Genomic DNA, 24,569 nt, shown 5'->3' with positions numbered 1-24,569 from the left:
TGTCTAATAAGATCTTTTCTCATTCAAAGTATTAAGCATACTTAGTGCTTAATACTTTACCTTCTTTTTTTGCCTTAGCATCCATCGATGCTCCAATAGCAAGTCCGATCGACATACCAATCATCATTCCGAAAGTCATTCCATAAATCAACCCGTTAGACACTTCAGAACCAGAACCAAAAACTATCCCAAAAGTCATTCCTAAACTCATACCAAAACACATCCCTAAACTCATTGCTAAGGTCATGTAATAGGCTTCTGTGATCATCGAGAATTCCTTTTTTAAGAAACTTAAAAACTCAGTAAGTTTTTTACGGTAGTATTTTTTTCTATCTCCTCGAGGTATCTCTACATCGAATGTGTCTAATCTATCTTCGATAACCTTTTCTTCTTCTTCAGACAAATTTTTATGTTCTAACTGCGATAAAATAGTAATGAATTTTTCATACACTCTTATTTCAGATTTTACATCGGTTTCAGTAATCAGATTTTTAAAAAATTTAGATGCTTCATTAATATTCATAGTTCATTGCAATTTAGTATTGTAAAATATACGCTACATAATTAGTAGCACTATGACCCAAATTGTTACAAATTGCTTTCTAGTAATTAATCAAATACAAAAGAGCATACAGTATATAGTTAAGACATTATTACCGGATGGTATATAATGTTTCTATCTTTGTGCATTACATTAAAAACCAGAACTGTGAAATATATTGAAATACTTGTGAAGCTTCGTAAAATAATTCGATCTATTAATTTAGAAAGCAAAAAGATCGAAAAAGAGTTTGGTATTAGTATTCCACAGTTATTAGTTCTACAGTTTTTATCGGAACAGGAAGATTATAGAGCTTCTTCTAAAGAAATTAAGTTGTATATCAATCTGAATGCGAGCACGGTGTCTGGAATTATTAGTCGATTAGAATCAAAAGGACTGGTAGCTAAACTCCCTAAACCGAATGATAAAAGAACCACTTACATTACACTTACAGCAAAAGGTGCAGATGTACTACATAGATCTCCTACTACTCTGCAGCAAAAAACCACAGAGAAGTTGCAGAAACTTACCCAAGAACAAATCAATGAACTAGACAGAAATATAGAACTATTGGCATCTATAATGGATGCTGAAAACATAGATGCAGCTCCATTAATTACTATCAAAGAAATGACCTCTGAAAATAATAAATCTTCAAAGTAAAAGGATTTTCTTCCTCCCTTTTTTCATTTTGTATTGGTTACACATTTCTAAAATATTTCTAGCGTCATTTGAGCACTAGGATGGTTGTTTCAACAATAATTTTAATTTATTTTCTATAGAAAGTAAATACTATTTTTTACAAATAAAAACTTGCACAAATTTTTAAAAAATGTTTTATAATTATGATATTAATAAAAAATAAATAGCAAATAGTTTCTATAGGAACTAATTTTTTTGTAGTTTTGTAAAACTCCTAATTAATCTAGGAGTTAAAAATTTTGTATCACTTAAAAGATTAGTATGAAAAAAGAAACTTATTTGGAGAAAGCATTAGCCTGGGCAGAAAAAAGAGCAACAATATCGTTAAAAGCGTTACCCGATGGCTATGAGGATCCGAAAGTTTTTCGAAGCACAAAAACTGATCTAAAGATTCAGCCGGATATATCTTTTGTAACACATGGTGGATCAAAACATTTTTCTGATATCGCTTTAAAAAATGAAGATGATAAAACACTAGTCGTTCGATGGAAGTTATTAGGATTCATGGCTCAGATGAAAAGAGGAAAACTGCACTTATTAGCTCCGCGTGGACACAGGTCATTTACAGAGAAGCTAGTAGCTCGTCACAATATCAACGCAGTGATTCACTCTATTTAAAAGCTTTATTCATTATTACCCAAAATAAATTTTAGTAGTAACCAAAATTAATATATGTCAATAAATACCTTTATTCCACAACAAAACGGAAGAACAATTAAAACAAAAGATGGTAAGAAAGTAAAAAACCAAATTGATTACTGGAAGACCAAAATTAATAGCAGAAAGTGCCAAGAGTTTTCTGAAATGTCTTATTGGGAAGTCGTATGTACCAGTAACGCACTATAAGATTCAAACCAGCTGACAACCCAATTTATTTATGAAAATTGTTAAAATTAAAAGAAAAACCAAAATTAAAAATATACATTCGAAAAACATGGGTAGGCTAAGCTCCCACGTAACTTCTATCAAGAAGTATTTACTAGGAATCCCAATTGCTACGCTGCATAAATACAGAGAAACGTATTACGGAGAAGTAAAAGACTGTAAGGATTGTATATTACAAGCGTAAACTTTAACCTAAAAATTACAAAAACAACAAAACCCTAATCCTCAGATTAAGGTTTTGTTTGATACTATTCATCTACTCAATTGACAAACATCTTTTTGGTTAGAAAGAATGATCATATAAAACAACTACTTTATTTTAACTAGACATCTTTGACAAAAAAAGAGAAACAAATACTTTAATCTCTATAACCATCTATGGTAACAATTTACAATAGTAATTATTGATATTTTAATTTATTATAACTGTTTATAAATATATTATAAACGTTTCATATTAGAATTGAAATCTCAATTTCAATAAATAAAAAAACCACAACAGGTTTGTCGTGGTTTAATTTATATAGTATTGTCAACATCACACTTCGACAAGCTCAGTGTTCGGTATAGTGTAATTTTAAAACTCTCTATTCACATCAAACGCTTCCAGGTAGTCTTTTACGCGTTGTACAAACTGCCCTCCCAATGCCCCGTTTACGACTCTGTGATCGTAAGAGTGTGATAAGAACATTTTATAACGGATACCAATAAAATCTCCGTCTGGCGTTTCGATCACAGCAGGTACTTTGCGGATCGCTCCTAATGCCAAAATAGCAACCTGTGGTTGATTGATAATAGGTGTCCCCATAATACTTCCAAAAGTACCTACATTAGTTACTGTATAGGTTCCTCCCTGGATATCATCCGGTTTTAATGCATTGGTACGAGCTCGGTTTGCCAAATCATTTACCGCTTTAGTCATACCTACCAGATTTAACTGATCTGCATTTTTGATTACCGGCACAATCAGATTACCATCTGCTAAGGCTGCTGCCATACCCAGATTGATATTTTTCTTTTTGATCACTGTATCACCAGATACAGAAATATTGATCATCGGAAAATCTCTGATGGCTTTTGCTACTGCTTCCATAAAGATCGGAGTAAACGTTAGATTCTCTCCTTCTCTTTTCATAAAATCTCCTTTCACCTTCTTTCTCCAATTCCAGATATTGGTCACATCAGCTTCGATAAACGATTGTACGTGGGCAGAAGTCTGAACAGACTCTACCATATGATGTGCAATCAGTTTACCCATTCTGGTCATTTCTATAATCTCGTCTTCTCCTGACGCTACTACTGGTGTTGCTTTTGGTGCTTCTACTTTCTTCACAGGTGTCGTAGGAGCTATTTTCTGTTCTGTTGCAACAGATGTAACAGGAGTATCTGTAGTTTTTCCTGTTTTACGATTTTCCACAAACTGTAGGATATCATTTTTGGTAACTCTACCGTCTTTTCCGGTTCCGGATATATTTTCTAATTCTGCAACAGAAATTCCTTCCGCCGCAGCAATATTTTTTACTAATGGAGAATAAAACTTAGAACTCTCAGAGAAATCAGCTTTTGCTGTTACAGTATCTGTTACCGCAGCCATATCATTTTCGATGACCTGCGCCGCTACTTCAGATGCAGCAATTACTTTTTCTTTAGTTTCTTGTGGAGCTACTGCCACAGTGCCTTCTCCTTCTGTCTCAATAATTGCGATGGTTTGACCAACTTTTACTACATCATCAACTTCAAAAAGTTTTTCAACCAATACACCTTCTACCTCGCAAGGGACTTCACTATCTACTTTGTCCGTAGCAATCTCTAATACTGCATCGTCCATCTCGATAGTATCTCCAACTTCTTTTAACCAAGTTGTTATTGTTGCTTCTGCAACACTCTCACCCATCTTCGGAAGTTTAAGCTCAAATTTTGCCATATTCTTAATCAAAGGTATTTATTAGTTATATTTTTTGCGAAATTAATAAAAGTTAAGCTCTTAAATTAATTTTTATTTATTAAAGTTTCTCTAAAAAGTGATCACCTCGCCTTTTCCGTCACTAAAATCACTTCCTAACACATATGTACAACCGGCGGGCCTGATCTTAAATGTTATATTTGATTTTTTTAATTCCTGCATTGCACTAATGATTTCTCCAAAGCTTAACATCTCATTGTCAAAGATAAGTTCGTTATTAGTATATCCCAAATTCTGCACCGATTCTAAAGAAATTAATTGGACTTCTTTTTGCAAAACCTCACGAAGCCTTTGTCTTAAGTGATCATTTTCTGATATCAAATAATATTGATCGACCACCTGCTTTTCTCTTTGGTGATTTTTGAACGATTGTACGACTGAGGTTAAACGTATTCCGGCAGACACCAGAATATCCAAAAACCAGTTACTCTTAAAATGCTTGTCATAAAACAATCTCATCGCTCCGTAAAAGCGTTTGATATATTCAGCATTTCGGTCTGTACTTTCACCTTTATAGTGAATAACAGGAACGGTTCCTATGTAATAATTTACCAAACCTTTCTTTTTCATCTTGTAAGAGAGATCGATATCTTCTCCATACATAAAGTAGTCTTCATCAAATCCCTTTACGGATTCATAATCTTCCTTTCGAACCAAAATAAAAGCTCCCACTAAAATATCTACATCACCAATCCCTGTTTCTGTTATATGATCTGCATAGTAGTCCTTCACTTTTCCAAGTTTAATTCCAAACAATCTTTTAAAAGATGTTAATGGCGAAGGTACATTACGCTTGCTTTCTGGCAAGAAATTACCAGTACCATCGATTAATCTTGGACCAAGCATTCCTGTATGTATTAACTTTTCTGATGCTTTGATCATCTTTGTGAAAGTATCTTCTGCCACCACAGTATCTGGATTCAAAATACAAATGTATGCTCCTTTAGCTAAGGCAACTCCTTGATTATTGGCTTTTGCAAAACCAACATTTTCTTTATTTTCAATCAACGTAATATCTGGAAAACGCTCTTTGATCATCATACAACTGTCATCCGGTGAGTTATTATCAACCACAATAATCTCAGCTTCTAAAGAAGCTACAGCTTTTTGTACACTAAGAACACATAGTTCCAGAAAGTAACGAACGTTATAATTAAGAATGATTACAGAAAGTTTCAGGAGGCAGGCTTTTAAAAGTGTAACATGTTATGAACTTTTTAATGCATTTTCAAACGGGATTCTATTGATAATACTTCTTCCTAAAGTTACCTCATCAGCATACTCTAATTCATCATTCACCCCAATTCCTCGTGCAATAGTAGATGTTTTCACCTCTACACCTTCTAATTGTTTATAGATATAAAAATTAGTGGTGTCACCCTCCATAGTTGCGCTAAGTGCAAAAATCAATTCTTTTACATCATCGGATTTTGCTTTTTCTACCAACGTACTAATCTTCAAGTCCTGAGGACCAATACCATCCATTGGACTTATCTTCCCACCTAAAACGTGATACAAACCTCTGTACTGACTTGTACTTTCGATCGCCATCACATCTCTGATATCTTCTACAACACAAATCAAATCCTGGATACGGTTAGGATTACTACAGATATCACAAACGTCTACATCGCTGATGCTATGGCATTTTTTGCAAAATTTTACCTCTTCTCGTAAGGTCCCTAATGCTTTTACCAAATGCTGTGTTTGCGTCTCCGGCTGCCGCAAAAGGTGCAACACCAATCGTAATGCCGTTCGTTTACCAATACCTGGCAACTGTGACATCTCGTATACTGCGTTTTCTAATAATTTTGACGAAAATTCCATAGCGATACAAATGTAATAAAATAGTAGATGAGTTTGTTAGTTTTTGGGACTATGAGTTTATGAGATGATTCTGTAAAAAGTGGCACTTCAAATACTCTGACGTTCTCAAACTCCAATACTCCATTGCTCAACGACTCAAATACTCATCACTATTTACTACTTTTACCACAAAAGAAGAAATCATGTTTGATGCATTTTCTGAAGAAACCCAGTTGGTATTAGTCGTTATAGGAATAGCGCTATTATTTTTTATCGTGCGATGGAATTCTGGGCGAAATAAAAGAAAACTATACGATCGGGACAAAAGAGATTTTAGAAAGAATTATTTCAAAAAGAAGAAAAAATAATCCTTAAGTGGTTATTTGCCATAAAACACAATTAGTATTGAATATACAATTGAACTAATACCCTCTCTGTCCCGATACTCGGGACATCTCTCCCAAAGGGAGAGAAGCTTGAATTGTTCTTTAATCAAAATCTATAACTTACTTGATATTACACACCTAAATAAAACAAATGAAGATATACACCAAAACAGGAGATAAAGGTACAACCGCATTATTTGGTGGAACCAGAGTTCCTAAGCATCACATCCGTATAGACAGTTACGGTACTGTGGATGAGTTAAACTCACATATAGGTCTGATTAGAGACCAACAAATTGATGAATTAAGTAAAAAAGTACTGATTAACATACAGGACAAATTATTTACTGTAGGAGCAGTTTTAGCAACCGATCCGAAGAAAGCGATACTAAAAAGTGGACAAAAACGGCTGAATATCTCGACCATCTCTGCAGAAGACATCATACTTTTAGAAACAGAAATGGATCGAATGAATGAATCATTACCACCCATGACGCATTTTGTTTTACCCGGAGGACATCAAACAGTGTCATTCTGTCACATTGCCCGCTGTGTATGTAGGAGAGCCGAGCGTTTAGCAACAGCTTTATATGAATTAGAGCCTTTTGAAGAGACCACTTTACAGTACTTAAACCGACTATCTGACTACCTATTTGTACTGGCACGAAAGTTGTCCAACGATTTGCAGGCAGATGAAATACAATGGATTCCTAAAAAAAATTCGTGACACTTTAATAAGCCTAAAAATAAGTTAAGGGTAATACCCGAAAAATCACGTTCTTATAATTATTGTTTAAATAATTAATTTTTTACTTGACTTTTTAAACTAAAAAATTATTTTTGCAAAAAAATTAAACCAGTAAGCATATGTATTGGACTTTAGAATTAGCATCTTATTTAAGTGATGCACCTTGGCCAGCAACCAAAGATGAGTTAATTGACTATGCAATTCGTACGGGAGCACCGCTAGAGGTTGTGGAAAACCTACAATCCATTGAAGATGAGGGAGATTCGTATGATTCTATAGAAGAGATATGGCCAGATTATCCTACTGACGAAGATTATCTTTGGAATGAGGATGAATATTAAAAAAATATTTAAATAGTATTAAAAGTCTCGCAAGAGGCTTTTTTTTTGCGTAAATTACGCCACTTTTTCAAGCTATCCTATAGCCTGAAAGGTATTGTATAATATTGCCGTTGAGGCGCTGAGATCACAATAGTTTCCAAGAATTGGAGTTTAACTTAGAATCACCTTTCACAGGTTCAACAAGTTAGTTTCATTTCAAGATTAAATCTCATTAAAAAAACACATAACCATAACCATGGGAGTTTTAGATTCTGTATTAAAAGTATTTGTTGGAGATAAATCCAAAAAAGATATAAAAGAAATCCAACCAAAGGTTGAATTGATCAAAAAGGAAGAACAAGCTATTGCAGCACTTTCTGACAATGAGCTTCGTGCAAAAACCATAGAGTTCAAAAATTTTGTTAACGATGCCCGTGCTGATATCAATGCTAAAATAGACGCTCTTGTAAAAGAAGCTGATGCTACAGAAGATATTGATAGAAAAGAAGACATCTACGCAGAGATTGATAAGCTGAAAAAAGATGCTTACGAAATAACAGAAAAAGCTCTAAACGAAATTCTACCACAAGCTTTTGCGGTGGTAAAAGAAACTGCTAAGCGATTTGCTGAAAACGATACAATTACCGTAGAAGCTACTGCTTATGACCGTGAACTTTCTGGAAACAGAGAACACATCACTCTAGATGGAGATCAGGCGATCTGGTCTACAAGTTGGGATGCTGCAGGAAAAGAGGTAAAATGGGATATGGTGCATTATGATGTACAGCTCATTGGTGGTATTGCTCTACACGAAGGAAAAGTTGCAGAGATGCAAACAGGTGAAGGTAAAACTCTGGTAGCGACACTTCCGGTATATTTGAACGCATTATCTGGGAATGGTGTACACTTAGTAACTGTAAATGATTATCTGGCACGTCGTGATAGCGAATGGATGGCACCAATTTTCCAATTCCACGGATTGACAGTAGATTGTATCGATAACCACAGACCTAACTCTGCAGAACGTAGAGCCGCTTATAATGCTGATATCACCTACGGAACCAATAATGAATTTGGTTTTGACTACCTGAGAGATAATATGTCTCATGCACCGGAAGATTTAGTACAACGCCCGCACAACTATGCAATCATTGACGAGGTAGATTCTGTATTAATTGATGATGCACGTACACCATTAATTATTTCCGGACCTATCCCAAAAGGAGATATACACGAATTTGACGAATTAAAACCGAAAATCGCTGATATCGTTGGGGTACAGCAAAAATATTTAACAACAGTTCTTGCCGAAGCAAAAAAACTTATCAAAGAAGGAAATACTAAAGATGGTGGTTTTAAACTATTACAGGTATATAGAGGGATTCCTAAAAACAAAGCATTAATCAAATTCTTAAGTGAAGAAGGAGTAAAAATGCTACTTCAAAAAACGGAGAATTTCTATATGCAGGATAATAATCGTGAGATGCATAAGATTGATGCAGACCTTTACTACGTAATAGAAGAAAAGAATAATCAAATTGATCTTACCGACAAAGGTGTTGATTATCTTTCTGGTAAAGATGATCCTGATTTCTTCGTATTACCACAGATTGGTATGGAAATCGCTAAGATTGAGGATCTAGGTTTATCAAAGGAAGATGAAGCTGAAAAGAAAGAAGATTTATTTAGAGAATACAGTGTAAAAAGTGAACGTATCCACACATTACGTCAGTTATTAAAAGCATACTCATTATTCGAGAAAGATGTAGAGTATGTAGTGATGGATAACAAAGTAAAAATTGTTGATGAACAGACCGGACGTATTATGGATGGTCGTCGTTATAGCGATGGATTACATCAGGCAATTGAAGCAAAAGAGAATGTAAAGATTGAAGATGCCACTCAGACTTTTGCTACGGTAACACTACAGAACTACTTCAGAATGTACGGTAAGCTATCTGGTATGACCGGTACTGCCGTTACAGAAGCAGGAGAACTATGGGAAATCTACAAGTTAGATGTTGTAGAGATTCCAACAAACAGACCTATCGCCAGGAAAGATATGGAAGATTTGGTTTACAAAACCAAACGAGAAAAATATAACGCCGTAATCGAACAGGTTACAGAGCTGTCCAGAGCAGGAAGACCTGTGCTGATCGGTACTACTTCTGTAGAGATTTCAGAATTATTAGGTAGAATGCTTACCATCCGTAAAGTACCTCATAATGTACTGAATGCAAAACTCCATAAAAAAGAGGCCGATATTGTTGCTGAAGCCGGTAATCCTGGAGTTGTAACAATAGCGACCAACATGGCAGGTCGTGGAACCGATATCAAGTTAAGTGATGAAGTAAAAGCAGCCGGTGGTTTAGCTATTATAGGTACAGAACGCCACGATTCTAGACGTGTAGACAGACAGTTACGTGGTCGTGCCGGTCGTCAGGGTGATCCTGGAAGCTCTCAGTTCTATGTATCATTAGAAGATAACCTGATGCGTTTATTTGGATCAGAACGTATCGCTAAGATGATGGATAGAATGGGACTGAAAGAAGGTGAAGTAATCCAGCATTCTATGATCTCTAAATCTATCGAAAGAGCTCAGAAAAAAGTAGAAGAAAACAACTTTGGAGTTCGTAAACGATTATTGGAGTATGATGATGTAATGAATGCACAACGTGAGGTGGTATACAAACGTCGTTACCATGCATTATTTGGAGAACGTCTTCGAGTAGATCTTGCGAATATGATCTATGATACTGCAGAAGTTATTACAGAAAGTAATAAAAATGCTCAAGATTTTAAAAACTTTGAGTTCGAATTAATTCGTTATTTCTCTATGAGCAGTCCAATTACTGCCGAAGAATTCGAAAAAATGGATGCTCAGAAAATTGCAGGAGAAGTTTATAAAGCTGCTTACGAACATTATCAGGACAAGATGAAGCGTAATGCTGAAGCTGCATACCCTGTGATCAAGCAAGTATACGAAGATCCTTCAAGCAAGTATGAGCGTATCCTAGTTCCTTTTACAGATGGAGTAAAAAGCCTGAATGTTGCTACCAACTTGGAGAAAGCATACGAAAGTGAAGGAAAGCAATTAATTACAGATTTCGAAAAAAATATCACTTTAGCGATTATCGATGATGCCTGGAAAACACATCTACGTAAGATGGATGAGTTAAAACAAAGTGTACAGCTAGCAGTTCACGAGCAGAAAGACCCATTGTTAATCTATAAGTTCGAAGCCTTTGAATTGTTTAAAGCCATGATCGAAGAAGTAAATAAAGACGTGATCTCTTTCCTGTTTAAAGGTGAATTACCTACAGGTAATACTCAGGACATTTCTGAAGCTCGTCAAGTACGCAGAAAAGAAAATCTGGAAACTTCTAAAGAGGAAATCCCTAATATGGATGAACGTGCTGCACAGAGTAGAGCTGCAGGACAAACACAGCAGCGCCCACAAGTAACAGAAACTATCGTTAGAGAACAACCTAAAATCGGACGTAATGACAAAGTTACTATCAAACACGTAATGAGTGGAGAAAGCAAAACAGTTAAGTATAAACAAGCGATTCCTTTAATAGAAAAAGGTGAATGGGTACTTATGAATGAATAGTCCTAAAAAAACAGCTCAATAAAAACAAAAAAACCTGAATATTACTTCAGGTTTTTTTTGTCACTATCAATCCTACATTTACCCTAGGCAAATGATCGTTTATACATCGTGAAGAACAAAAATGGTAGATATCCAATTGCGAAAATAAAAGCACCGGCTAATAATAACACCTCTGCTCCCATCCAATGCATCAACTTAAACAATCCCGACATACCAATAATAACACCAGAAACACAACCTAAAATAATTTTCAATCTTTCTGAAAGTGTTTTAGCTATTGCAACTTTATATCTGTCAAAAGCCAACATTGGTACAAAAACTAACAACAGTAACAGGAAACCGGTTATAAAAAGCTTATTGGCTCCAGGATACCATAAAATCTTAAATGTAATTCCGGTTGTTAATGTCAATGCTCCAATAAATCCAATAAAATACATCAGTTTTTTCATCATAATAATTCGTTTTGAGTTTAATAAAAAAAATGTTTTACGTTCTAAATCGATCAAACCATTGGGCGCCAATTCTGATATAGCATCCTGCAATGATTGTTCGAATGTTTTACCTGCTTTTAACTCGCTCTCCACAACACAACATAAATGATCCAATATATCATCACGTAAAGCAGGTAATTTTAACCCTTGTTTATCAACGAAGATTTTAATCTTCTCTTCCTGTTCTATGGTTAACTTCATATAATATCTAACTTTGGAAAAATGACATTGTTAAGAGTCATCATAAAATCTTTGAGTTCTTCTACATAAGTCACCTTCTTCTCTTCACCTTTTGGTGTTAACAAATAGTACTTTCTTACTCTTTTTCCTATATACTCTTCTTCGGAAGTCAATAAACCATCCTTCTTCATTTTTTGTAAAGCAGGATATAAAGAGCCGTCCTTTAACAAAATTTTGCCATCAGAGCGTTCCTTTACTTGCTGAAAAATCTCATAACCATACATTCTCCCTTTTTCTGATAAAAGATTTAGAATCATCACAGATAAGGTTCCCTTAAGTAGTTCTTTTGAATACATAGTTCAAATATACATAAAAATATAATACATCATAATTCTATGTATTATATTTTTGCAAAACCCTTACGTTATATTTTTCATCACCATTAAACAAAAAAGCTGAAGCAACCTTTTGGGCTTTTATTATCTTATAAAAAATGATTCTTATGAAAAAGACACTCCTATTACTGATCGTATTATTAACTCTTGGCTCCTGCAACGATGATGATGAAGTAATTGCAATTACTACGATTAGAGTAAATCATTATAAAACCACAACCAATGGATTCTTTTTTGGTGGTTTAGGCACTGTATTGTTAATTGAAGAAGGTGATCAGATCGGACAAGATAACTTTACACCAACTTTTAATGGAATTAACGGCTTTGATTATGAGTTAGGGTTTATATATGATCTAAAAGTTATTAAAACCAGGCTTGCAAATCCTCCTCAAGATTCTTCTAATATAAGGATCGACTTATTAGAAATTATCTCTAAAACACCAGTTTCAGTGGATACCGAGTTTAATGTGCGCTTGACCTTAAATCAGACTGATGGAGTATTTAACAATTGGATATTTGTAGATCAAGACAATAATTATTCAATTCTCAATTCTTCGATACGAATTGATTGCGAAAATTTATGTAATGAATTATCTACTAAGATTAGCAACCAAGAACAACTTACCGGTGTATTTACACACGGCGAAAACAATGAATATATTCTGATAGAGATTCTAAATGAATGATGTTGGATTTTATATAAAAAGCAAAAGCGAGTTCTTAATGAACCCGCTTTCGTTTTATTTCCCCTTTAATATCTATCCTATAAATCCGTAACACTGTTTTGAGCCTCTGTAAACTTTTCAACGATTACAGAATCTCCTTTATCATTCTCTAAAAGATACACACCAACAGGTAACTGACTTAAATCGATAACATTTGTAGTTTTTGACAAAACGTGTACTGTATCTTTTACTTCAAATAACTTTAGTTTATCACCTTCTTCAAAATCCAACACTATAATTTTACTACCTTCTCTCTGGATAGCTAATTGATTTTCGTTTGGGCTAATATAATCTTCAACAGATACTTCTTCAGCCTGTATCTCATCATTATCCTCCAAAGCTATTTCACTATCATTCTCAAGAGCAAATTCCTCTTCTTGCACAACAACAGCACCATTGATCACAAGTTCTTCTTCTAAGCGATCAATAATAATTGACTTCCCTTCATTATTTTCTAATAAATATGATCCCACAGGTAATTGACTAAGGTCTATACGTGAGTATGATTTTGAAAGGATATGATCCCCTGTTTCTAATTCAAATAATTTTAATTTATCTCCATCTTCAAAATCAGCTACTTCTACAACAAGACCATCCTGATAAACAGAAAGACCATCATCGGAGTTAGCGAAAATCGAAATAGATAAAAATAGACTGAATATTAGTGCTGTAACTTTCATAATTTTGGGGGCTTTGAAGTTAAGTTATTACGGCTTTACCATACAAGTATAACACTAAATACCTATGCCTCCAACTAGTAATCAGACTTTTAGACGAAATAGTCCGTATTTTCGTTAAACTACCAAAAATATGTTAAAATAAAGTTTAATAATTTGATTATCAGTATTTTATAAAATTTAAAAAGACGATAAAACAGATGAAACAATTATTTTTTCCGTCAAAAAACACACATTACCTGTTCTGATGTGCTTTTTTCTTAAAATCGAAATAACATTCATCGTGTAAAAAAGGATGAAATCCCTTTCTTGACTATGATCAACCTACTCTTATTCAAACATAAGCTGAAGTAATTATTCAAATTTTCAATAAAAGATTAGGATCTGGGCAATTCTGAAGGTAAAAATTAAGCTCCTTTCTATTAGACACTCCCGGATAATCTCCAACATTTCCTTGCATATCTTTTATTATCTGGAAATGTAGATGGGGTGCATAATCACCATTTACACTAGAATCTCCCAGCGTTGCCAAAACATCTCCCGGATTAAAACGCTGTCCAACTTCTAAATTTTCGATAGATTTTAGACTTAAATGTCCGTACAAAGTGTAAAAAGTAACATCCTCAATTTGATGTTGTAAGACAATCGTCGGACCATAATCGCCAAAATTCTCATTATTTTTAAAGCTATGTACTTTTCCCCCCAAGGGAGCTAAAACATCGGTTCCCGCATCACACCACACATCCAATCCTATATGAATATTACGCTCTGTTTCGGGATCTTGTTGGTTAAAATGTGTACTCCTTCTATAAATACCTCTGGTTTCATTATATCCTCCATAAGCAACCTTTGCTTTACTGATAGTCAAATAATGGTTTATATACTCTTCAAAAGCTTTAGAAGATGACACATCAACAGTTTTTAAACCATTACTGATTACTGATAAATCAATGAAAGTGTAATCTTCATTAGAAAATCCAGCATCTATAACAGGAATGAAATTTTGAGATAAACTTTTAATGAACTTAGGAAATAGAGAATCTGTCATCAGGCGCTTTTTGAAATTTTTAAAGGTTCTTTAGAAATCCAATTCTTTGGTAATTGCTTTAACAATGTTTTTCTAAATTTATGATAATCGACGGTGATGGTATGTCTTGGGGTATTAATCTGCTTATAATGAGGGTGCGTAACTTCTCGCTCACAAAGCTTCTTTATATTACCAGGCATTTTCCAATGACCGGTTAAGTAATTCGCTAATACTTTACTTTGTAACTCTGATCCCGGCCATATACAACCCAATGGTTGAAACATTCCGATAAAAAATAAATTATGAAAATCTTCATGAAACATTTTGAGATATAATGGAACGGACCCATTACTGTAATCAATTAAAGAAGGATCAAAAAAGGAATGTTTGAGCACGTATCCTGTACAAGCAATAATTACATCAAACTCTTCTTTCGTTCCATCCTTAAAGTAAACCATTTTACCATCCAGCTTTTCAATATCTACTTTGGGATGCACTTTGCCATGTCTCACCTTATAAAGAAGTTCATCATTAATCGTAGGATGAGTTTCACCAAACTTTGTCTTAACTTCTTGCAAGCCATACAACTTATTTTTGCCCAGCATTATATTCAACAACCTATCATTAAACCAGCTTCGGATTTTTACAGGAAGCCATGCAGATTTTGCTCCTACAATGTCTGAAGGCAATCCAAAAAAGAATTTAGGAATAATCCGATATCCTCTTCTCCAACTAATGGCAGTTTTCTGACTCACTCGACTTGTTTCTACAGCAATATCGCAAGCAGAATTACCGCCACCAATTACCAATACTCTTTTATCCACAAAAGGAGCTGCTTTTTTATAAGTGTGAGAATGCATAAACTTTCCAGAAAAACACCCTGGATACTTGGGCATTCTCGGAACGGAATGATGACCATTACAAACCACTAAGTCTGTAAAAGCTTCTGTTCGTTCTTTACCATTTTGTGTAATTCTTATACGCCATTCATTATTATTTATCCGCTCGCATCGCTCTACAGAAGTACTAAATTCTATATATGGATACAGATCAAAGTGTTTTGCATATGCCTGGAAATATCTTCTTAGCTCGTCATGAGATGGATAATCAGCCACCGTTTTATCAAAATCATCAAAAGTAAAATCTTCATATTGCGATAAAGTTTTTGAACTAATGATATGCGTAGTTTCAAACACACTCGAATGACTAATATCTTCAGAAAAAATCCAATTACCGCCCACTTCGTGATTTCGATCGTATACGACTACCTCCAGGTTTTTATCTTTTAGATTTTTAAGAGCAGTGATACCACTTGGCCCTGCTCCGATAATGCAAACTCTTCTTTTCATACTATATAACAAACGAGCATGTAAAATAAAGAATGTATTGAAGTTTAAAAAATATTTTATGAATTTCGATGGATAATCAATACAACTCAGGCAGCATACGTCTTATCAATTCTCCTTTTAATTACGGTAATTTGAAGCAAACATAAAATCGCAAGGAATATAATTCCATACGTAGTAGTCTTGTGAAACTTAAAACCAGAAAATGGATTTTTAATAGCATCTAAACTAAAAATTGAAAGGTCTAATGTATCCAGAATTGATGTTCCCTCTGATAAAAATGGTAACGAAACTAATAATACTATCACTGAAAGACTTATTAATACCCACGCCTTTTTTGAAATTAATGGCTGATACACCGGGGATTTGTCCATAGATACAGATGCTACCTCATCCATTACACTTTGCAAAAAATCCGTAGAAGGATTTTCTACTCCTGCTTCTTTTACTAATTTCTGTATGTCTTTATATTGCTCTTCCATTATTAGTATTTATTTCTGGTAAAACGTGATTCTTCAATATCGAATATAATTTTTTTCTGCTTCGATACAACTTTATTTTGATATTATCGTCTGTCAGACCTACGATCTCTTTGATCTCTTTTACGCTTTTCTCCTCAAAATAGTATAACGTTATAATTGCGGCCTCTTCTTCGGGTAATTTAAGAATACTATCGGATATCACCTGTTTTCTCTCTTTATCTTGTAAATAGCTCAATGCATCATTGATTATTCCAACTTCGCCTTCGCTAATTTCCTCTATGAGTTCTGTAGCAATAAAACGTTTATTTTTCTTAATCCTATCTAAACTTTTGCGATATACAATTGTATACAGCCAAGTAGAAAACTTAGCCTCTCCCCTGTAGTTGACCAAAGATTTATATGCCTTCACAAAAGCATCTTGCGCTACTTCTTCTGCTTCCTCCTTATTTCTAATCATTCTATATGCTACAGTATACACCATGCTCTGATAACGCTCTACCAGCACCGAAAAAGCATTTGTATCTCCTTCCAGTACCTGTTTGATATAATATTGATCTGATTGATGGTTCATTTAGCCATAAGACGACACTTTTTTATTTTCGGTTACATCTTTATACTAAAAAGATACAAAATATATTTTTTTAGATTTTTTGTAACCAGTATTTGATATTTGGCGTCATAGCTAAAAACGAACAGTTAAATCTTTAAATCTAAAAATTATGAGTTTTATTGAAGCTTTAATACCATTATCTATATTTGGATGCATCTTTGGTATTTTTTATTTATTTTTTACAGCGAGGAACAAGGAACGAATGGCTCTTATTGACAAAGGAGCAGATGCTTCTATTTTCTTTAGCAGCAAAGAGAAAAGAGTAACACCTGTATGGAAAGTTTTTATCCTTAACTTTTCTCTATTACTTATGGGAATAGGTGTGGGTATATTTATAGCTGGTATATTGCATTATTCTCTTGGGGTTGAAGAAGGTATAGCTTTCCCCGGAACTATCTTCCTAATGGCCGGCGTAGGTTTATTCACAGGCTTTACGATGACTAAGAACTTAGATAAATAACCAGACCTGTTTACAGAAACTATAAAGACCTATCATTGCTGATAGGTCTTTCCCCCAAATTCTACTTATTTTATAGTAATAAAATAAATTTAACTTTCTAGTTATAAGCTACTGTGTCTTCGTATTCCAGTTCCACATCGAACTTCTCTACCACAACAGCTTGCCCTCTGTCATTTTCTAAAATATATTTTCCGGAAGCCAATTGCGTAAGATCAACTACCTTAGTGGTTTTAGATAAAACGTGAATCTTACCAACCATTTCAAATAGCTTTATTTTATCTCCTTCTTCAAAATCTACAACTGTTATGATATCACCATCTCTTTTAATCCCTAATGGATTTACTTCTGATGTTAGGTAGTATTCTTCCAACTCTTCTTCAACACTTATACTATTAGCCGTCATTGATTCACTGTCATACTCCACGATATACTCAGCTCCTAATTCTTTTTCAATAAAGATATCATTATCAGTTTTCTCAATTACCACAGATTTTCCTTCGCTATTCTCTAATAAATATTTAGCAGGTGGTAACTGGCTAAGATCAATTTGTCCTCTTGTTTTAGATAAGATATGATCTCCTGTTTCTACCTCGAATAATTTAATTTTGTCACCTTCTTTAAAATCCAAAACAACGACAACAAGTCCTTCTCTTGCGATTTGCAAGTTATCATCTTCAATTCGCGCATTCACATTCGTGAAGAAAAGTAAGGCGAAAATAAATGCTAAAGTTCTCATTATCTGGATTTTTAAATTGTAATAATTTTACGTGATTACCTTACAATAATATCGTTAAATTGTCGTTTCCCGAAAAAAATAGCCCGTTTTTAGATCAAACGTTTTTGATTTTCGACCAATGACACAAAAAAGTGAGTTTTTACCGTTTTAAAAATCTAATAAACTGATTTACAGTGTATTAATTTTAAAAAGTTTGCCGAAATATAGATTAAAAGCATATATTTTAGACAAACAAACCAAAAATCAGAATTTGGACTACAACATCTTTCTTAAAAAAATATCAAGAATAGATTTAATATGTAAAGAAAATTAACAATTATGGTTGTGATTTGCCAGCTTACACCTTTTTTCATTGATTTCTCATCATTTGGCAAAAAACTCAGGATCGATTAATTTATCGACAACTACTTTTCGTCCATCTTTATCAATTAAAAGATATTTACCTGCCGGAAGTTGGCTAAGATCGAAGATTCCTCTTTTAGTTTTATAGGTAATAATCTTACCTGTTTTCAACTCAAATAGTTTGACTTTGTCCCCATCTTTAAAATCTACTACAGTAATAATGTTTCCATTACGTCTGACGATGAGGCTTTCGTCATTCCCATTATTTCCAAACAAAACTGTAGCACACATTAAAGAAAAAATTAGTAATAATTTTTTCATAAGCTACTAAAAATTAGATTAATATGATTTGTATTTCCCACTTTAAATTTACTACAAAAATGGACTGACAAAAAGAGGAATGATTTTTTTTAGTTTAAATTTTATTATATCCGATGAAATACACAAAGCAATTACGGCAGAATTTAAAGTGTAATCTAATGTTTACAGAAATATGATTTTTTACAGGTAAAATTATGTAATAAAAAAAGCCTTACTACATTGATTAGCAAGACTTTCTACAATTAACACATTATAAAAATCATTATTGTAATATAATATCGCTATACTTGGCGTTGATCGTAATCACTTTATCCGTATCTCTAGTTTTATTAAACCCATTTACAAATACATTTCCAAAATTTCTACGAGCATTTGTCTCTATAGTTTTTGGTAAAGAAATTCTACTCTGCACTCCACTATATGCAATATTAAATGCAGACTCTGGTAGCTTCAATTTAAAATCACTGTTCTCCACTGCCAGATCCAAAGTAGCGAATGAATCTGAAAGGTTAGCAACCGTTATAGCACCAAAACTACCTGATATAGCGGCGTTACCCTCTAACTCTTGAATAAAAATATTACTGGAATCAGCATTAACTCTAAGGTTTTTAGCGCTCTGGATTCTACAATTCTTCACGTAATTGACAGCTAGTCTGCCGTTATTCCATTGTTTAACAACTACAGGAGAATACGATGTTCTGATAAATGTGCGATCTCCATCAACGATATTAGCTTGAAGACTCGTATGAGATAAAGAAGCGATCATATTAATTGTTTTCTCTGCTAGTTGTACATTACCATGTCTAATATTTAATTTAAGCAATGCTTCTTTTGGCATTTTCACTTTTACAATTCTATGTATCGTTCCAGAATTATTCATTCTAGAACTATATCTATACACCGTCACATTAGAACCATTTGTTTGGGTTATTTCTAAATCTCCAGAAAACTGAGATGCCCAAGCTTGCATTCTTCTGGCAAATTCTTCTCCTCCCCAATCATTAGAAGTAATTCCGGTACTAGAAGGTATTTGCCCGGTACTCTTGCTTAATTCTTTCGTCCAGTTCTTTACTACGCTTTCATAATTATCACCAAACTTTTCTTTTATCTGGTCTCCCCACTGCTGAATATATTTTTCTTCATTCTCTTTAAACTTATTAGTATCGAAGTTCATACTCGCCAGATTTTCAGAAAGCGCACTTGGCATTGGATTATTTTCGATATTCTTCAGAATTGGTCTTAACATATCAGAAATAACCGGTTCTAATCGTCTAAGTTCAGGTGACTTGGTATTTTGCGCATTTGAGACAGGCGCTTTTCCCGACCAAAAATTTCCTGTAATAGAATTTATAGTAATTTCTTTACTATTCCCTAAAGCTTCTATTCTCCAATTCTGTAACAGTCGTTCTTTATTTTCATCTGTAATGTTATCACCCTCTATATACGCTTCGATCTCAACAGAGTTTTTATTCCAGGTTTCGAATACAACCTCGGTATGACTCGTATTTAGATGAATTGCAACATCTTTATTTACTACAAACTTTTCACTTAATTTATCTTGTTTATTCTGAGCAAACACTCCGGAAAAACATGCCAGACTAAGTGTTACAAGGTTAAGCTTGTATATCAATGTAATTTTCATTCTCAATTTTTTCTAATTCTTTTAGTTTGTCTTTTAGTCTATTCAAAAGGGAAAGTCTAAGTGTTAAATTTTCGATCATTGCTTCCGCACTTTGTACATTAGGCCCCACCTCTATTAATTCTTTATTAAGATCCTGATATTCTTTATTTAGATCACCTAACCGTTTCATAAAGCTTTCTACTAACTCTCTATTCGAATCATCTACGGTAATCTGGGATAATTGAAATTTTATACCTGTCAGTAAATAATTTTCTGTTTTTTCATACTCAGGAAACATTTCGGCGAGTGGCGATGTCTGCTTTGTTAACACAACAGTAGAATTTTTTGAATCTGGTATACCGGTATCTACAATCTGGGTATTATTCATTCCTTTGTTTCCAAACTCATTAAAAGCCAACAAGGAAACAGACAAAATTACAACCACACTTGCGGCAACCCTTAACCAGCCGTAATTAAACTTTCTAGCTTTTTTAGGAAGCTCTTCGTCTAACTTAGCCATAAAACGGTTTTGGTGACCTTCTGCCAAGCGTTCTGCAGGAATTCTGGTATCCTGTTTTAGTAACTCTCTAATATCCTGTCCCATCTCTCAAATGTTTTAATTGATCCTGAAGCTGTTTCTTTCCTCGATGCACCAATGTTCTGGATGCTACCGGAGTAATATCTAATATCTCACTAATCTCTTTATGATCATATCCTTCTATTAAAAACAACATGACCGCATACTTATATTTTTCTGGTAACCTTTCTATAGCGCTCTTCACCTCATCTACAGTAGTCGAATCCGAAACGGACCAGTCATCCTGCTCTTCGACTGTTGACATCACTTGTTCATTAATCGCAACCATATTCATTTTTTTTGCTTTGAGCATATCAATACTCTTATTAATCACTATGCGTTTTAACCATGCCCCAAACGTTACATCTCCTGTAAACTGATGCAGTTTCAAGAATGCTTTTATAAACGACTCCTGCATAGCTTCTTCTGCCTCAAAAGGATCCTTCAAAAACCTCAAAGCAACATAATACATGCCATCACAGTATTTGTTATAAAGCTTCATCTGCGCTTTACGATCGTTAGTCCTACATTTTTCTATTAGCTCGCTCTGTAACAAACTTTTCCGAATTATTTGGTTAGTGATTACTTCTTTAAAACTGTTCTAATTGCTATTCTCTTCTAAAGACGAGATTCATTAGCTATCTGTTGCAAAATTAAAGATAAAAACTTCAAAAAAAACAAAAGATATTGGATATCAAATATTTAACTAAAATATTGATTACCAAAATAGTGATAAACCATACTTATCTTTTTTAGATTCTTTTTCAATTCTAAAGAATAATACGATTTCATAAAACCATTATTGTTTTTTTTATCGTAAGTATCATAGCAAACCCTAAAATTTAAATTATGCAAGTTTTTATTGGTTCTAACTATGATGATTACAAAAGTACAGTTCAGCTGGAGAAAACAATTCACAAAATAGACCAGGTTTTAAACACTCAATTACTATCTGAATTAATATTAGAAAAATTAAGAAGAGAGCGCAGTGTAATTGCCATTTCTATAATGAATAGAAAAAGACTCGAAGTTTTATGAATACTTTTATAAAAAAGACCTAAATATTATCAATGAATAGTTAGGGCCCTTTAATAATGAATCTCCTATGACTTTACTACTTACTATTTATTTTTTTGTTTAAAAACTTCACGTATCCATTATAATCGAAACTATAAACCGGTTTAACTTGTATTCAATAGAGAATACATTTATAGTAAATTAAGCTTAGAAAGCTACAGATCATATTCGTAATACTGATAGACTCCTTAATTATATTCGAGACAGGTTACTAGAAGAACGGTCGTTAAAGCTAACCTTAATACTTAGCTGAAATCTCTTTAAACTGTTTACTCATATTCCATTTTATAATGGTTGTGGCGGTTAATATACCACTTCCCATGGCTCCACCCACTCCAACTAATGTAATATCCTGACCTGTAAGAAATAATCCTTTTATATGAGTTCGAGGTCGCAGAACTCTGGTCTTATAGCGTTCTGGAGCGTGTGTAACTCCATATATTTCTCCCTCGTTATAATTGCTAAATTTTTTGGTGGAAACCGGAGTAGAAACCTCGGCATGGATAATATGTTCTTCTAAATGTGGATATAATTCTCTTAGTAATGACAATCCTTTCTCTTTAAATTGATCTTTAATTTTGTCGTATTCTTCTCCCCTGTTTAACCAAGGCTTATCTTCATACGCTCTAAAATCTTTATACCAGGCTCTACCTATTAATTGTATAGTTGATTGATCAGGATGCTTAGTAGACCAAAGACTGTCCTTTGCAGATGGAAAAGAAATATATGCAAATGACAGCTGATCCTTGGATAAATTATCTTTGTCATTAAGAATACTATCTGTATCCTTATCAGCATACCACCATATGTTGTATTTTGGTAGCTTAAGCTCTGCATCGCTCTTATCTAGTCCTATATACAAACAAAGGTGACAGGTTGATGGTTTGATACTCCTAAAATCTATGTGTTTTTTATTATTCACAGATGAATCAAGCAAACGCTGAAAGGTATTATAAGCACCAGCATTACTAATAACTTTTTTACAAGAAAATTCTTTACCATTAATCAACAGCCCTTTTACAGATTTCCCTTTAGTAATAATTTTTTCAACATTAGCTTTGATAAATACTTTAACTCCCAGTGATTCTAAATTGTCAATAATCGTTTGATGAATACGATTGGCTCCTCCTCTTGGATAATATCCGCCTTCCATAAAATGATTAATAACAATACAATGAGAAGCAAAACTACTTTCTTTTGGAGATAACCCATAATTCCCGCATTGAGCACATAACACTGCAATAAGTTCCTGATTATCCGTTATGCTGCTTAACACTTGATATGTCGTTTTACTTGCAATGGGTTTTTGTATTCTTCTAAAAATAGGCCCCAAAACAGTATTTAGCAAACCTGGCAAGGCTTTTTGCACAAAATAAAGAAGATTCTTTTTAGTAGATTTTTCAAGTAATTCGAGGTATTTATCAATAGCATTCTTATCATTCGGAAAATACTCATGAAACTTTTTTCTAAAATTTTCTTTCCCTGAAACAAACTCAAATTTACGTCCTCCCACAAAGGCAACGTCATATGGATCGCCCATTGGATCCCATTCTAGTTTGTTGTCGGATAAATAATTAAAGATTCTTCGTAGTCCCGAATTTTCCTCCATATTCCCCACATAATGAACTCCAACATCCCAAACCAAACCTTTACGTCTTTTGAACGTATGCGTAAATCCACCAGGGGTGTAATGTTGCTCCAGAACTACTACTTTTTTACCAGCTTTGGCTAAAAAAACTGCAGTAGTTAAACCTCCAACTCCAGAACCTATGATAACATAAGTATCATTAGTAAACACAACATCCGATGTGAATTTTTTATAGGATTTTTCGACCATAAACCAGTAGTAAGAGCTCAAAAGTAAGCAATTATATGTACTTTCATAAGCAAATAAGTTATCTTTAATAATCAAATCTCCACATATGACAAAGCTTCTAAAAAGATCACTCATACTTATTATAGGAATTGTAATTATTGGTTTTACAGGAAGGTTTATTTTAAAATCAAACACTAAAAAACATAGTCCGGAGCAGACAGTTACACATAGTAGTAACGAGGCAAACTTTACAGTTTTCTACAATAGACCGTTTAAAAAGGACAGGGAAATCTTTGGTGATTTGGTTCCGTTTGATCAAGTTTGGAGAACCGGAGCTAATGAAGCCACTACTTTTACCACCGACAAGGATATTCTTGTAGACGGCTCCCTATTAAAGACCGGAACCTATACTTTATGGACTATCCCAGGACAAAATTCCTGGAAAGTTATTTTTAACAATAATAAATATAATTGGGGTGTAAGCTTTATGGATGGAAGCCCATCTCGTGATCCAAAACATGACGCACTAACGATAGAAGTTCCTGTGCAGCGTTTACTTAATACCGTAGAGCAATTTTCAATTTATTTTCAAGAAGCAAATAATTTTACCATTATGTATCTTGCGTGGGATCAAACTGCCATTGCTATACCAATAACATTAAAATAAATTCTTTTCTCTTTACATTACGCAAAATAATAATGAAGTATCCTAAAATGAATTT

The 24,569-nt window shown here is 33.8% G+C and carries 28 protein-coding genes; 11 read left to right on the top strand and 17 right to left on the bottom strand.

Annotated elements, in window-relative coordinates; all coding sequences use genetic code 11:
• Window positions 1–31: 31 nt before the first annotated feature.
• Window positions 32–523, bottom strand: coding sequence for a hypothetical protein (locus tag ACFSR1_RS22000; protein ID WP_378295183.1), 492 nt, complete (start codon window positions 521–523; stop codon window positions 32–34).
• A 186-nt stretch (window positions 524–709) separates the two neighbouring features.
• On the opposite strand from ACFSR1_RS22000, the gene ACFSR1_RS21995 reads away from it, so the two are divergent.
• The 4 genes from ACFSR1_RS21995 to ACFSR1_RS21980 all read left to right on the top strand — a co-directional run bounded on the left by ACFSR1_RS21995 (window position 710) and on the right by ACFSR1_RS21980 (window position 2,312).
• Window positions 710–1,204 (top strand): MarR family winged helix-turn-helix transcriptional regulator, encoded by a 495-nt coding sequence (locus tag ACFSR1_RS21995; protein ID WP_378295182.1) that lies wholly within the window; start codon window positions 710–712, stop codon window positions 1,202–1,204.
• Between the two features lie 300 nt (window positions 1,205–1,504).
• On the top strand, window positions 1,505–1,861 hold the full coding sequence (locus tag ACFSR1_RS21990) for a hypothetical protein (RefSeq protein WP_378295181.1): 357 nt from the start codon (window positions 1,505–1,507) through the stop codon (window positions 1,859–1,861).
• Window positions 1,862–1,915: 54 nt separating this feature from the next.
• Window positions 1,916–2,089, top strand: a complete 174-nt coding sequence (locus tag ACFSR1_RS21985) for a hypothetical protein (RefSeq protein WP_378295180.1) — start codon at window positions 1,916–1,918, stop codon at window positions 2,087–2,089.
• A gap of 88 nt (window positions 2,090–2,177) precedes the next feature.
• Complete coding sequence (locus ACFSR1_RS21980; protein WP_378295179.1) at window positions 2,178–2,312, top strand: hypothetical protein; 135 nt, start codon at window positions 2,178–2,180, stop codon at window positions 2,310–2,312.
• A gap of 393 nt (window positions 2,313–2,705) precedes the next feature.
• Here the strand turns inward: ACFSR1_RS21980 and ACFSR1_RS21975 are convergent, their stop codons facing one another.
• From ACFSR1_RS21975 to recR, 3 genes are all read right to left on the bottom strand, one after another.
• Window positions 2,706–4,052, bottom strand: a complete 1,347-nt coding sequence (locus ACFSR1_RS21975) for a dihydrolipoamide acetyltransferase family protein (RefSeq protein WP_378295178.1) — start codon at window positions 4,050–4,052, stop codon at window positions 2,706–2,708.
• Between the two features lie 90 nt (window positions 4,053–4,142).
• A complete protein-coding gene (locus ACFSR1_RS21970; RefSeq protein WP_378295431.1) occupies window positions 4,143–5,252 on the bottom strand; it encodes a glycosyltransferase family 2 protein in 1,110 nt (369 codons plus the stop codon).
• 45 nt (window positions 5,253–5,297) lie between these two features.
• Complete coding sequence (gene recR / locus ACFSR1_RS21965; RefSeq protein ID WP_378295177.1) at window positions 5,298–5,918, bottom strand: recombination mediator RecR; 621 nt, start codon at window positions 5,916–5,918, stop codon at window positions 5,298–5,300.
• A 182-nt stretch (window positions 5,919–6,100) separates the two neighbouring features.
• Between recR and ACFSR1_RS21960 the strand changes: the two genes are divergently transcribed.
• From ACFSR1_RS21960 to secA, 4 genes are all read left to right on the top strand, one after another.
• Window positions 6,101–6,265 carry a hypothetical protein gene (locus ACFSR1_RS21960; protein WP_378295176.1) on the top strand — a complete coding sequence of 55 codons (165 nt, stop codon included), beginning with the start codon at window positions 6,101–6,103 and terminating at the stop codon, window positions 6,263–6,265.
• A 169-nt stretch (window positions 6,266–6,434) separates the two neighbouring features.
• Entirely contained in the window at window positions 6,435–7,010 is a 576-nt protein-coding gene (locus ACFSR1_RS21955; protein ID WP_378295175.1) for a cob(I)yrinic acid a,c-diamide adenosyltransferase, read from the top strand.
• Window positions 7,011–7,150: 140 nt separating this feature from the next.
• Window positions 7,151–7,372: a DUF2795 domain-containing protein gene (locus ACFSR1_RS21950; protein ID WP_006989959.1), complete on the top strand. Its 222-nt coding sequence runs from the start codon at window positions 7,151–7,153 to the stop codon at window positions 7,370–7,372.
• Between the two features lie 235 nt (window positions 7,373–7,607).
• On the top strand, window positions 7,608–10,964 hold the full coding sequence (gene secA / locus ACFSR1_RS21945) for a preprotein translocase subunit SecA (RefSeq protein WP_378295174.1): 3,357 nt from the start codon (window positions 7,608–7,610) through the stop codon (window positions 10,962–10,964).
• An 83-nt stretch (window positions 10,965–11,047) separates the two neighbouring features.
• On the opposite strand, the gene ACFSR1_RS21940 is transcribed toward secA, so the two are convergent.
• Both ACFSR1_RS21940 and ACFSR1_RS21935 read right to left on the bottom strand, forming a co-directional pair.
• Window positions 11,048–11,656 (bottom strand): hypothetical protein, encoded by a 609-nt coding sequence (locus ACFSR1_RS21940; protein WP_378295173.1) that lies wholly within the window; start codon window positions 11,654–11,656, stop codon window positions 11,048–11,050.
• Entirely contained in the window at window positions 11,653–11,991 is a 339-nt protein-coding gene (locus ACFSR1_RS21935) for a PadR family transcriptional regulator (protein WP_378295172.1), read from the bottom strand. The genes ACFSR1_RS21940 and ACFSR1_RS21935 overlap by 4 nt, the downstream gene beginning before the upstream one ends.
• Window positions 11,992–12,137: 146 nt before the next feature.
• Here ACFSR1_RS21935 and ACFSR1_RS21930 point away from each other — a divergent pair, with 146 nt between their 5' ends.
• On the top strand, window positions 12,138–12,716 hold the full coding sequence (locus tag ACFSR1_RS21930) for a DUF4377 domain-containing protein (RefSeq protein ID WP_378295171.1): 579 nt from the start codon (window positions 12,138–12,140) through the stop codon (window positions 12,714–12,716).
• A gap of 77 nt (window positions 12,717–12,793) precedes the next feature.
• Here ACFSR1_RS21930 and ACFSR1_RS21925 read toward each other — a convergent pair whose 3' ends face one another.
• The 5 genes from ACFSR1_RS21925 to ACFSR1_RS21905 form a co-directional block, all read right to left on the bottom strand.
• Entirely contained in the window at window positions 12,794–13,435 is a 642-nt protein-coding gene (locus ACFSR1_RS21925; RefSeq protein WP_378295170.1) for a hypothetical protein, read from the bottom strand.
• A gap of 355 nt (window positions 13,436–13,790) precedes the next feature.
• Window positions 13,791–14,480: a peptidoglycan DD-metalloendopeptidase family protein gene (locus ACFSR1_RS21920; RefSeq protein ID WP_378295169.1), complete on the bottom strand. Its 690-nt coding sequence runs from the start codon at window positions 14,478–14,480 to the stop codon at window positions 13,791–13,793.
• Window positions 14,480–15,808, bottom strand: coding sequence for a flavin-containing monooxygenase (locus tag ACFSR1_RS21915; RefSeq protein ID WP_378295168.1), 1,329 nt, complete (start codon window positions 15,806–15,808; stop codon window positions 14,480–14,482). The genes ACFSR1_RS21920 and ACFSR1_RS21915 overlap by 1 nt, the downstream gene beginning before the upstream one ends.
• Before the next feature lie 86 nt (window positions 15,809–15,894).
• Window positions 15,895–16,287 carry a hypothetical protein gene (locus ACFSR1_RS21910; protein WP_378295167.1) on the bottom strand — a complete coding sequence of 131 codons (393 nt, stop codon included), beginning with the start codon at window positions 16,285–16,287 and terminating at the stop codon, window positions 15,895–15,897.
• Window positions 16,271–16,858, bottom strand: coding sequence for an RNA polymerase sigma factor (locus tag ACFSR1_RS21905; protein ID WP_378295166.1), 588 nt, complete (start codon window positions 16,856–16,858; stop codon window positions 16,271–16,273). The genes ACFSR1_RS21910 and ACFSR1_RS21905 overlap by 17 nt, the downstream gene beginning before the upstream one ends.
• Before the next feature lie 148 nt (window positions 16,859–17,006).
• Here ACFSR1_RS21905 and ACFSR1_RS21900 point away from each other — a divergent pair, with 148 nt between their 5' ends.
• A complete protein-coding gene (locus ACFSR1_RS21900) occupies window positions 17,007–17,357 on the top strand; it encodes a DUF6249 domain-containing protein (protein ID WP_378295165.1) in 351 nt (116 codons plus the stop codon).
• 97 nt (window positions 17,358–17,454) lie between these two features.
• Here ACFSR1_RS21900 and ACFSR1_RS21895 read toward each other — a convergent pair whose 3' ends face one another.
• The 6 genes from ACFSR1_RS21895 to ACFSR1_RS21870 form a co-directional block, all read right to left on the bottom strand.
• Window positions 17,455–18,093 (bottom strand): hypothetical protein, encoded by a 639-nt coding sequence (locus ACFSR1_RS21895; protein ID WP_378295164.1) that lies wholly within the window; start codon window positions 18,091–18,093, stop codon window positions 17,455–17,457.
• Window positions 18,094–18,456: 363 nt separating this feature from the next.
• The gene (locus tag ACFSR1_RS21890) at window positions 18,457–18,756 is read right to left on the bottom strand and encodes a hypothetical protein (RefSeq protein WP_378295163.1); all 300 of its coding nucleotides are present in this window, start codon (window positions 18,754–18,756) and stop codon (window positions 18,457–18,459) included.
• A 262-nt stretch (window positions 18,757–19,018) separates the two neighbouring features.
• A complete protein-coding gene (locus tag ACFSR1_RS21885) occupies window positions 19,019–20,398 on the bottom strand; it encodes a hypothetical protein (RefSeq protein ID WP_378295162.1) in 1,380 nt (459 codons plus the stop codon).
• Window positions 20,370–20,981, bottom strand: coding sequence for a hypothetical protein (locus tag ACFSR1_RS21880; protein WP_378295161.1), 612 nt, complete (start codon window positions 20,979–20,981; stop codon window positions 20,370–20,372). The genes ACFSR1_RS21885 and ACFSR1_RS21880 overlap by 29 nt, the downstream gene beginning before the upstream one ends.
• Complete coding sequence (locus ACFSR1_RS21875; protein WP_378295160.1) at window positions 20,965–21,456, bottom strand: RNA polymerase sigma factor; 492 nt, start codon at window positions 21,454–21,456, stop codon at window positions 20,965–20,967. Before ACFSR1_RS21875 ends, ACFSR1_RS21880 begins: the two co-directional genes overlap by 17 nt.
• A gap of 813 nt (window positions 21,457–22,269) precedes the next feature.
• A complete protein-coding gene (locus tag ACFSR1_RS21870; RefSeq protein WP_378295159.1) occupies window positions 22,270–23,889 on the bottom strand; it encodes a phytoene desaturase family protein in 1,620 nt (539 codons plus the stop codon).
• Window positions 23,890–23,953: 64 nt separating this feature from the next.
• Between ACFSR1_RS21870 and ACFSR1_RS21865 the strand changes: the two genes are divergently transcribed.
• Window positions 23,954–24,514 carry a DUF2911 domain-containing protein gene (locus ACFSR1_RS21865; protein ID WP_378295158.1) on the top strand — a complete coding sequence of 187 codons (561 nt, stop codon included), beginning with the start codon at window positions 23,954–23,956 and terminating at the stop codon, window positions 24,512–24,514.
• The last annotated feature ends 55 nt before the right edge of the window (window positions 24,515–24,569 follow it).

Origin of the sequence: Aquimarina rubra, assembly GCF_042684305.1 — a bacterium.
Taxonomy (GTDB): domain Bacteria; phylum Bacteroidota; class Bacteroidia; order Flavobacteriales; family Flavobacteriaceae; genus Aquimarina; species Aquimarina rubra.
This window is presented reverse-complemented; position numbering and strand designations above follow the sequence as displayed.

Bases quoted from the DNA above. Each gene is read 5' to 3' on its own strand.
- ACFSR1_RS22000 (WP_378295183.1), bottom strand. From the start codon at position 523: ATGAATATTAATGAAGCATCTAAATTTTTTAAAAATCTGATTACTGAA.
- ACFSR1_RS21990 (WP_378295181.1), top strand. From the start codon at position 1,505: ATGAAAAAAGAAACTTATTTGGAGAAAGCATTAGCCTGGGCAGAAAAA.
- ACFSR1_RS21985 (WP_378295180.1), top strand. From the start codon at position 1,916: ATGTCAATAAATACCTTTATTCCACAACAAAACGGAAGAACAATTAAA.
- ACFSR1_RS21980 (WP_378295179.1), top strand. From the start codon at position 2,178: ATGGGTAGGCTAAGCTCCCACGTAACTTCTATCAAGAAGTATTTACTA.
- ACFSR1_RS21975 (WP_378295178.1), bottom strand. From the start codon at position 4,052: ATGGCAAAATTTGAGCTTAAACTTCCGAAGATGGGTGAGAGTGTTGCA.
- recR (WP_378295177.1), bottom strand. From the start codon at position 5,918: ATGGAATTTTCGTCAAAATTATTAGAAAACGCAGTATACGAGATGTCA.
- ACFSR1_RS21960 (WP_378295176.1), top strand. From the start codon at position 6,101: ATGTTTGATGCATTTTCTGAAGAAACCCAGTTGGTATTAGTCGTTATA.
- ACFSR1_RS21955 (WP_378295175.1), top strand. From the start codon at position 6,435: ATGAAGATATACACCAAAACAGGAGATAAAGGTACAACCGCATTATTT.
- ACFSR1_RS21950 (WP_006989959.1), top strand. From the start codon at position 7,151: ATGTATTGGACTTTAGAATTAGCATCTTATTTAAGTGATGCACCTTGG.
- secA (WP_378295174.1), top strand. From the start codon at position 7,608: ATGGGAGTTTTAGATTCTGTATTAAAAGTATTTGTTGGAGATAAATCC.
- ACFSR1_RS21940 (WP_378295173.1), bottom strand. From the start codon at position 11,656: ATGAAGTTAACCATAGAACAGGAAGAGAAGATTAAAATCTTCGTTGAT.
- ACFSR1_RS21935 (WP_378295172.1), bottom strand. From the start codon at position 11,991: ATGTATTCAAAAGAACTACTTAAGGGAACCTTATCTGTGATGATTCTA.
- ACFSR1_RS21930 (WP_378295171.1), top strand. From the start codon at position 12,138: ATGAAAAAGACACTCCTATTACTGATCGTATTATTAACTCTTGGCTCC.
- ACFSR1_RS21925 (WP_378295170.1), bottom strand. From the start codon at position 13,435: ATGAAAGTTACAGCACTAATATTCAGTCTATTTTTATCTATTTCGATT.
- ACFSR1_RS21920 (WP_378295169.1), bottom strand. From the start codon at position 14,480: ATGACAGATTCTCTATTTCCTAAGTTCATTAAAAGTTTATCTCAAAAT.
- ACFSR1_RS21915 (WP_378295168.1), bottom strand. From the start codon at position 15,808: ATGAAAAGAAGAGTTTGCATTATCGGAGCAGGGCCAAGTGGTATCACT.
- ACFSR1_RS21910 (WP_378295167.1), bottom strand. From the start codon at position 16,287: ATGGAAGAGCAATATAAAGACATACAGAAATTAGTAAAAGAAGCAGGA.
- ACFSR1_RS21905 (WP_378295166.1), bottom strand. From the start codon at position 16,858: ATGAACCATCAATCAGATCAATATTATATCAAACAGGTACTGGAAGGA.
- ACFSR1_RS21900 (WP_378295165.1), top strand. From the start codon at position 17,007: ATGAGTTTTATTGAAGCTTTAATACCATTATCTATATTTGGATGCATC.
- ACFSR1_RS21895 (WP_378295164.1), bottom strand. From the start codon at position 18,093: ATGAGAACTTTAGCATTTATTTTCGCCTTACTTTTCTTCACGAATGTG.
- ACFSR1_RS21890 (WP_378295163.1), bottom strand. From the start codon at position 18,756: ATGAAAAAATTATTACTAATTTTTTCTTTAATGTGTGCTACAGTTTTG.
- ACFSR1_RS21885 (WP_378295162.1), bottom strand. From the start codon at position 20,398: ATGAAAATTACATTGATATACAAGCTTAACCTTGTAACACTTAGTCTG.
- ACFSR1_RS21880 (WP_378295161.1), bottom strand. From the start codon at position 20,981: ATGGGACAGGATATTAGAGAGTTACTAAAACAGGATACCAGAATTCCT.
- ACFSR1_RS21875 (WP_378295160.1), bottom strand. From the start codon at position 21,456: ATGAAGCTTTATAACAAATACTGTGATGGCATGTATTATGTTGCTTTG.
- ACFSR1_RS21865 (WP_378295158.1), top strand. From the start codon at position 23,954: ATGACAAAGCTTCTAAAAAGATCACTCATACTTATTATAGGAATTGTA.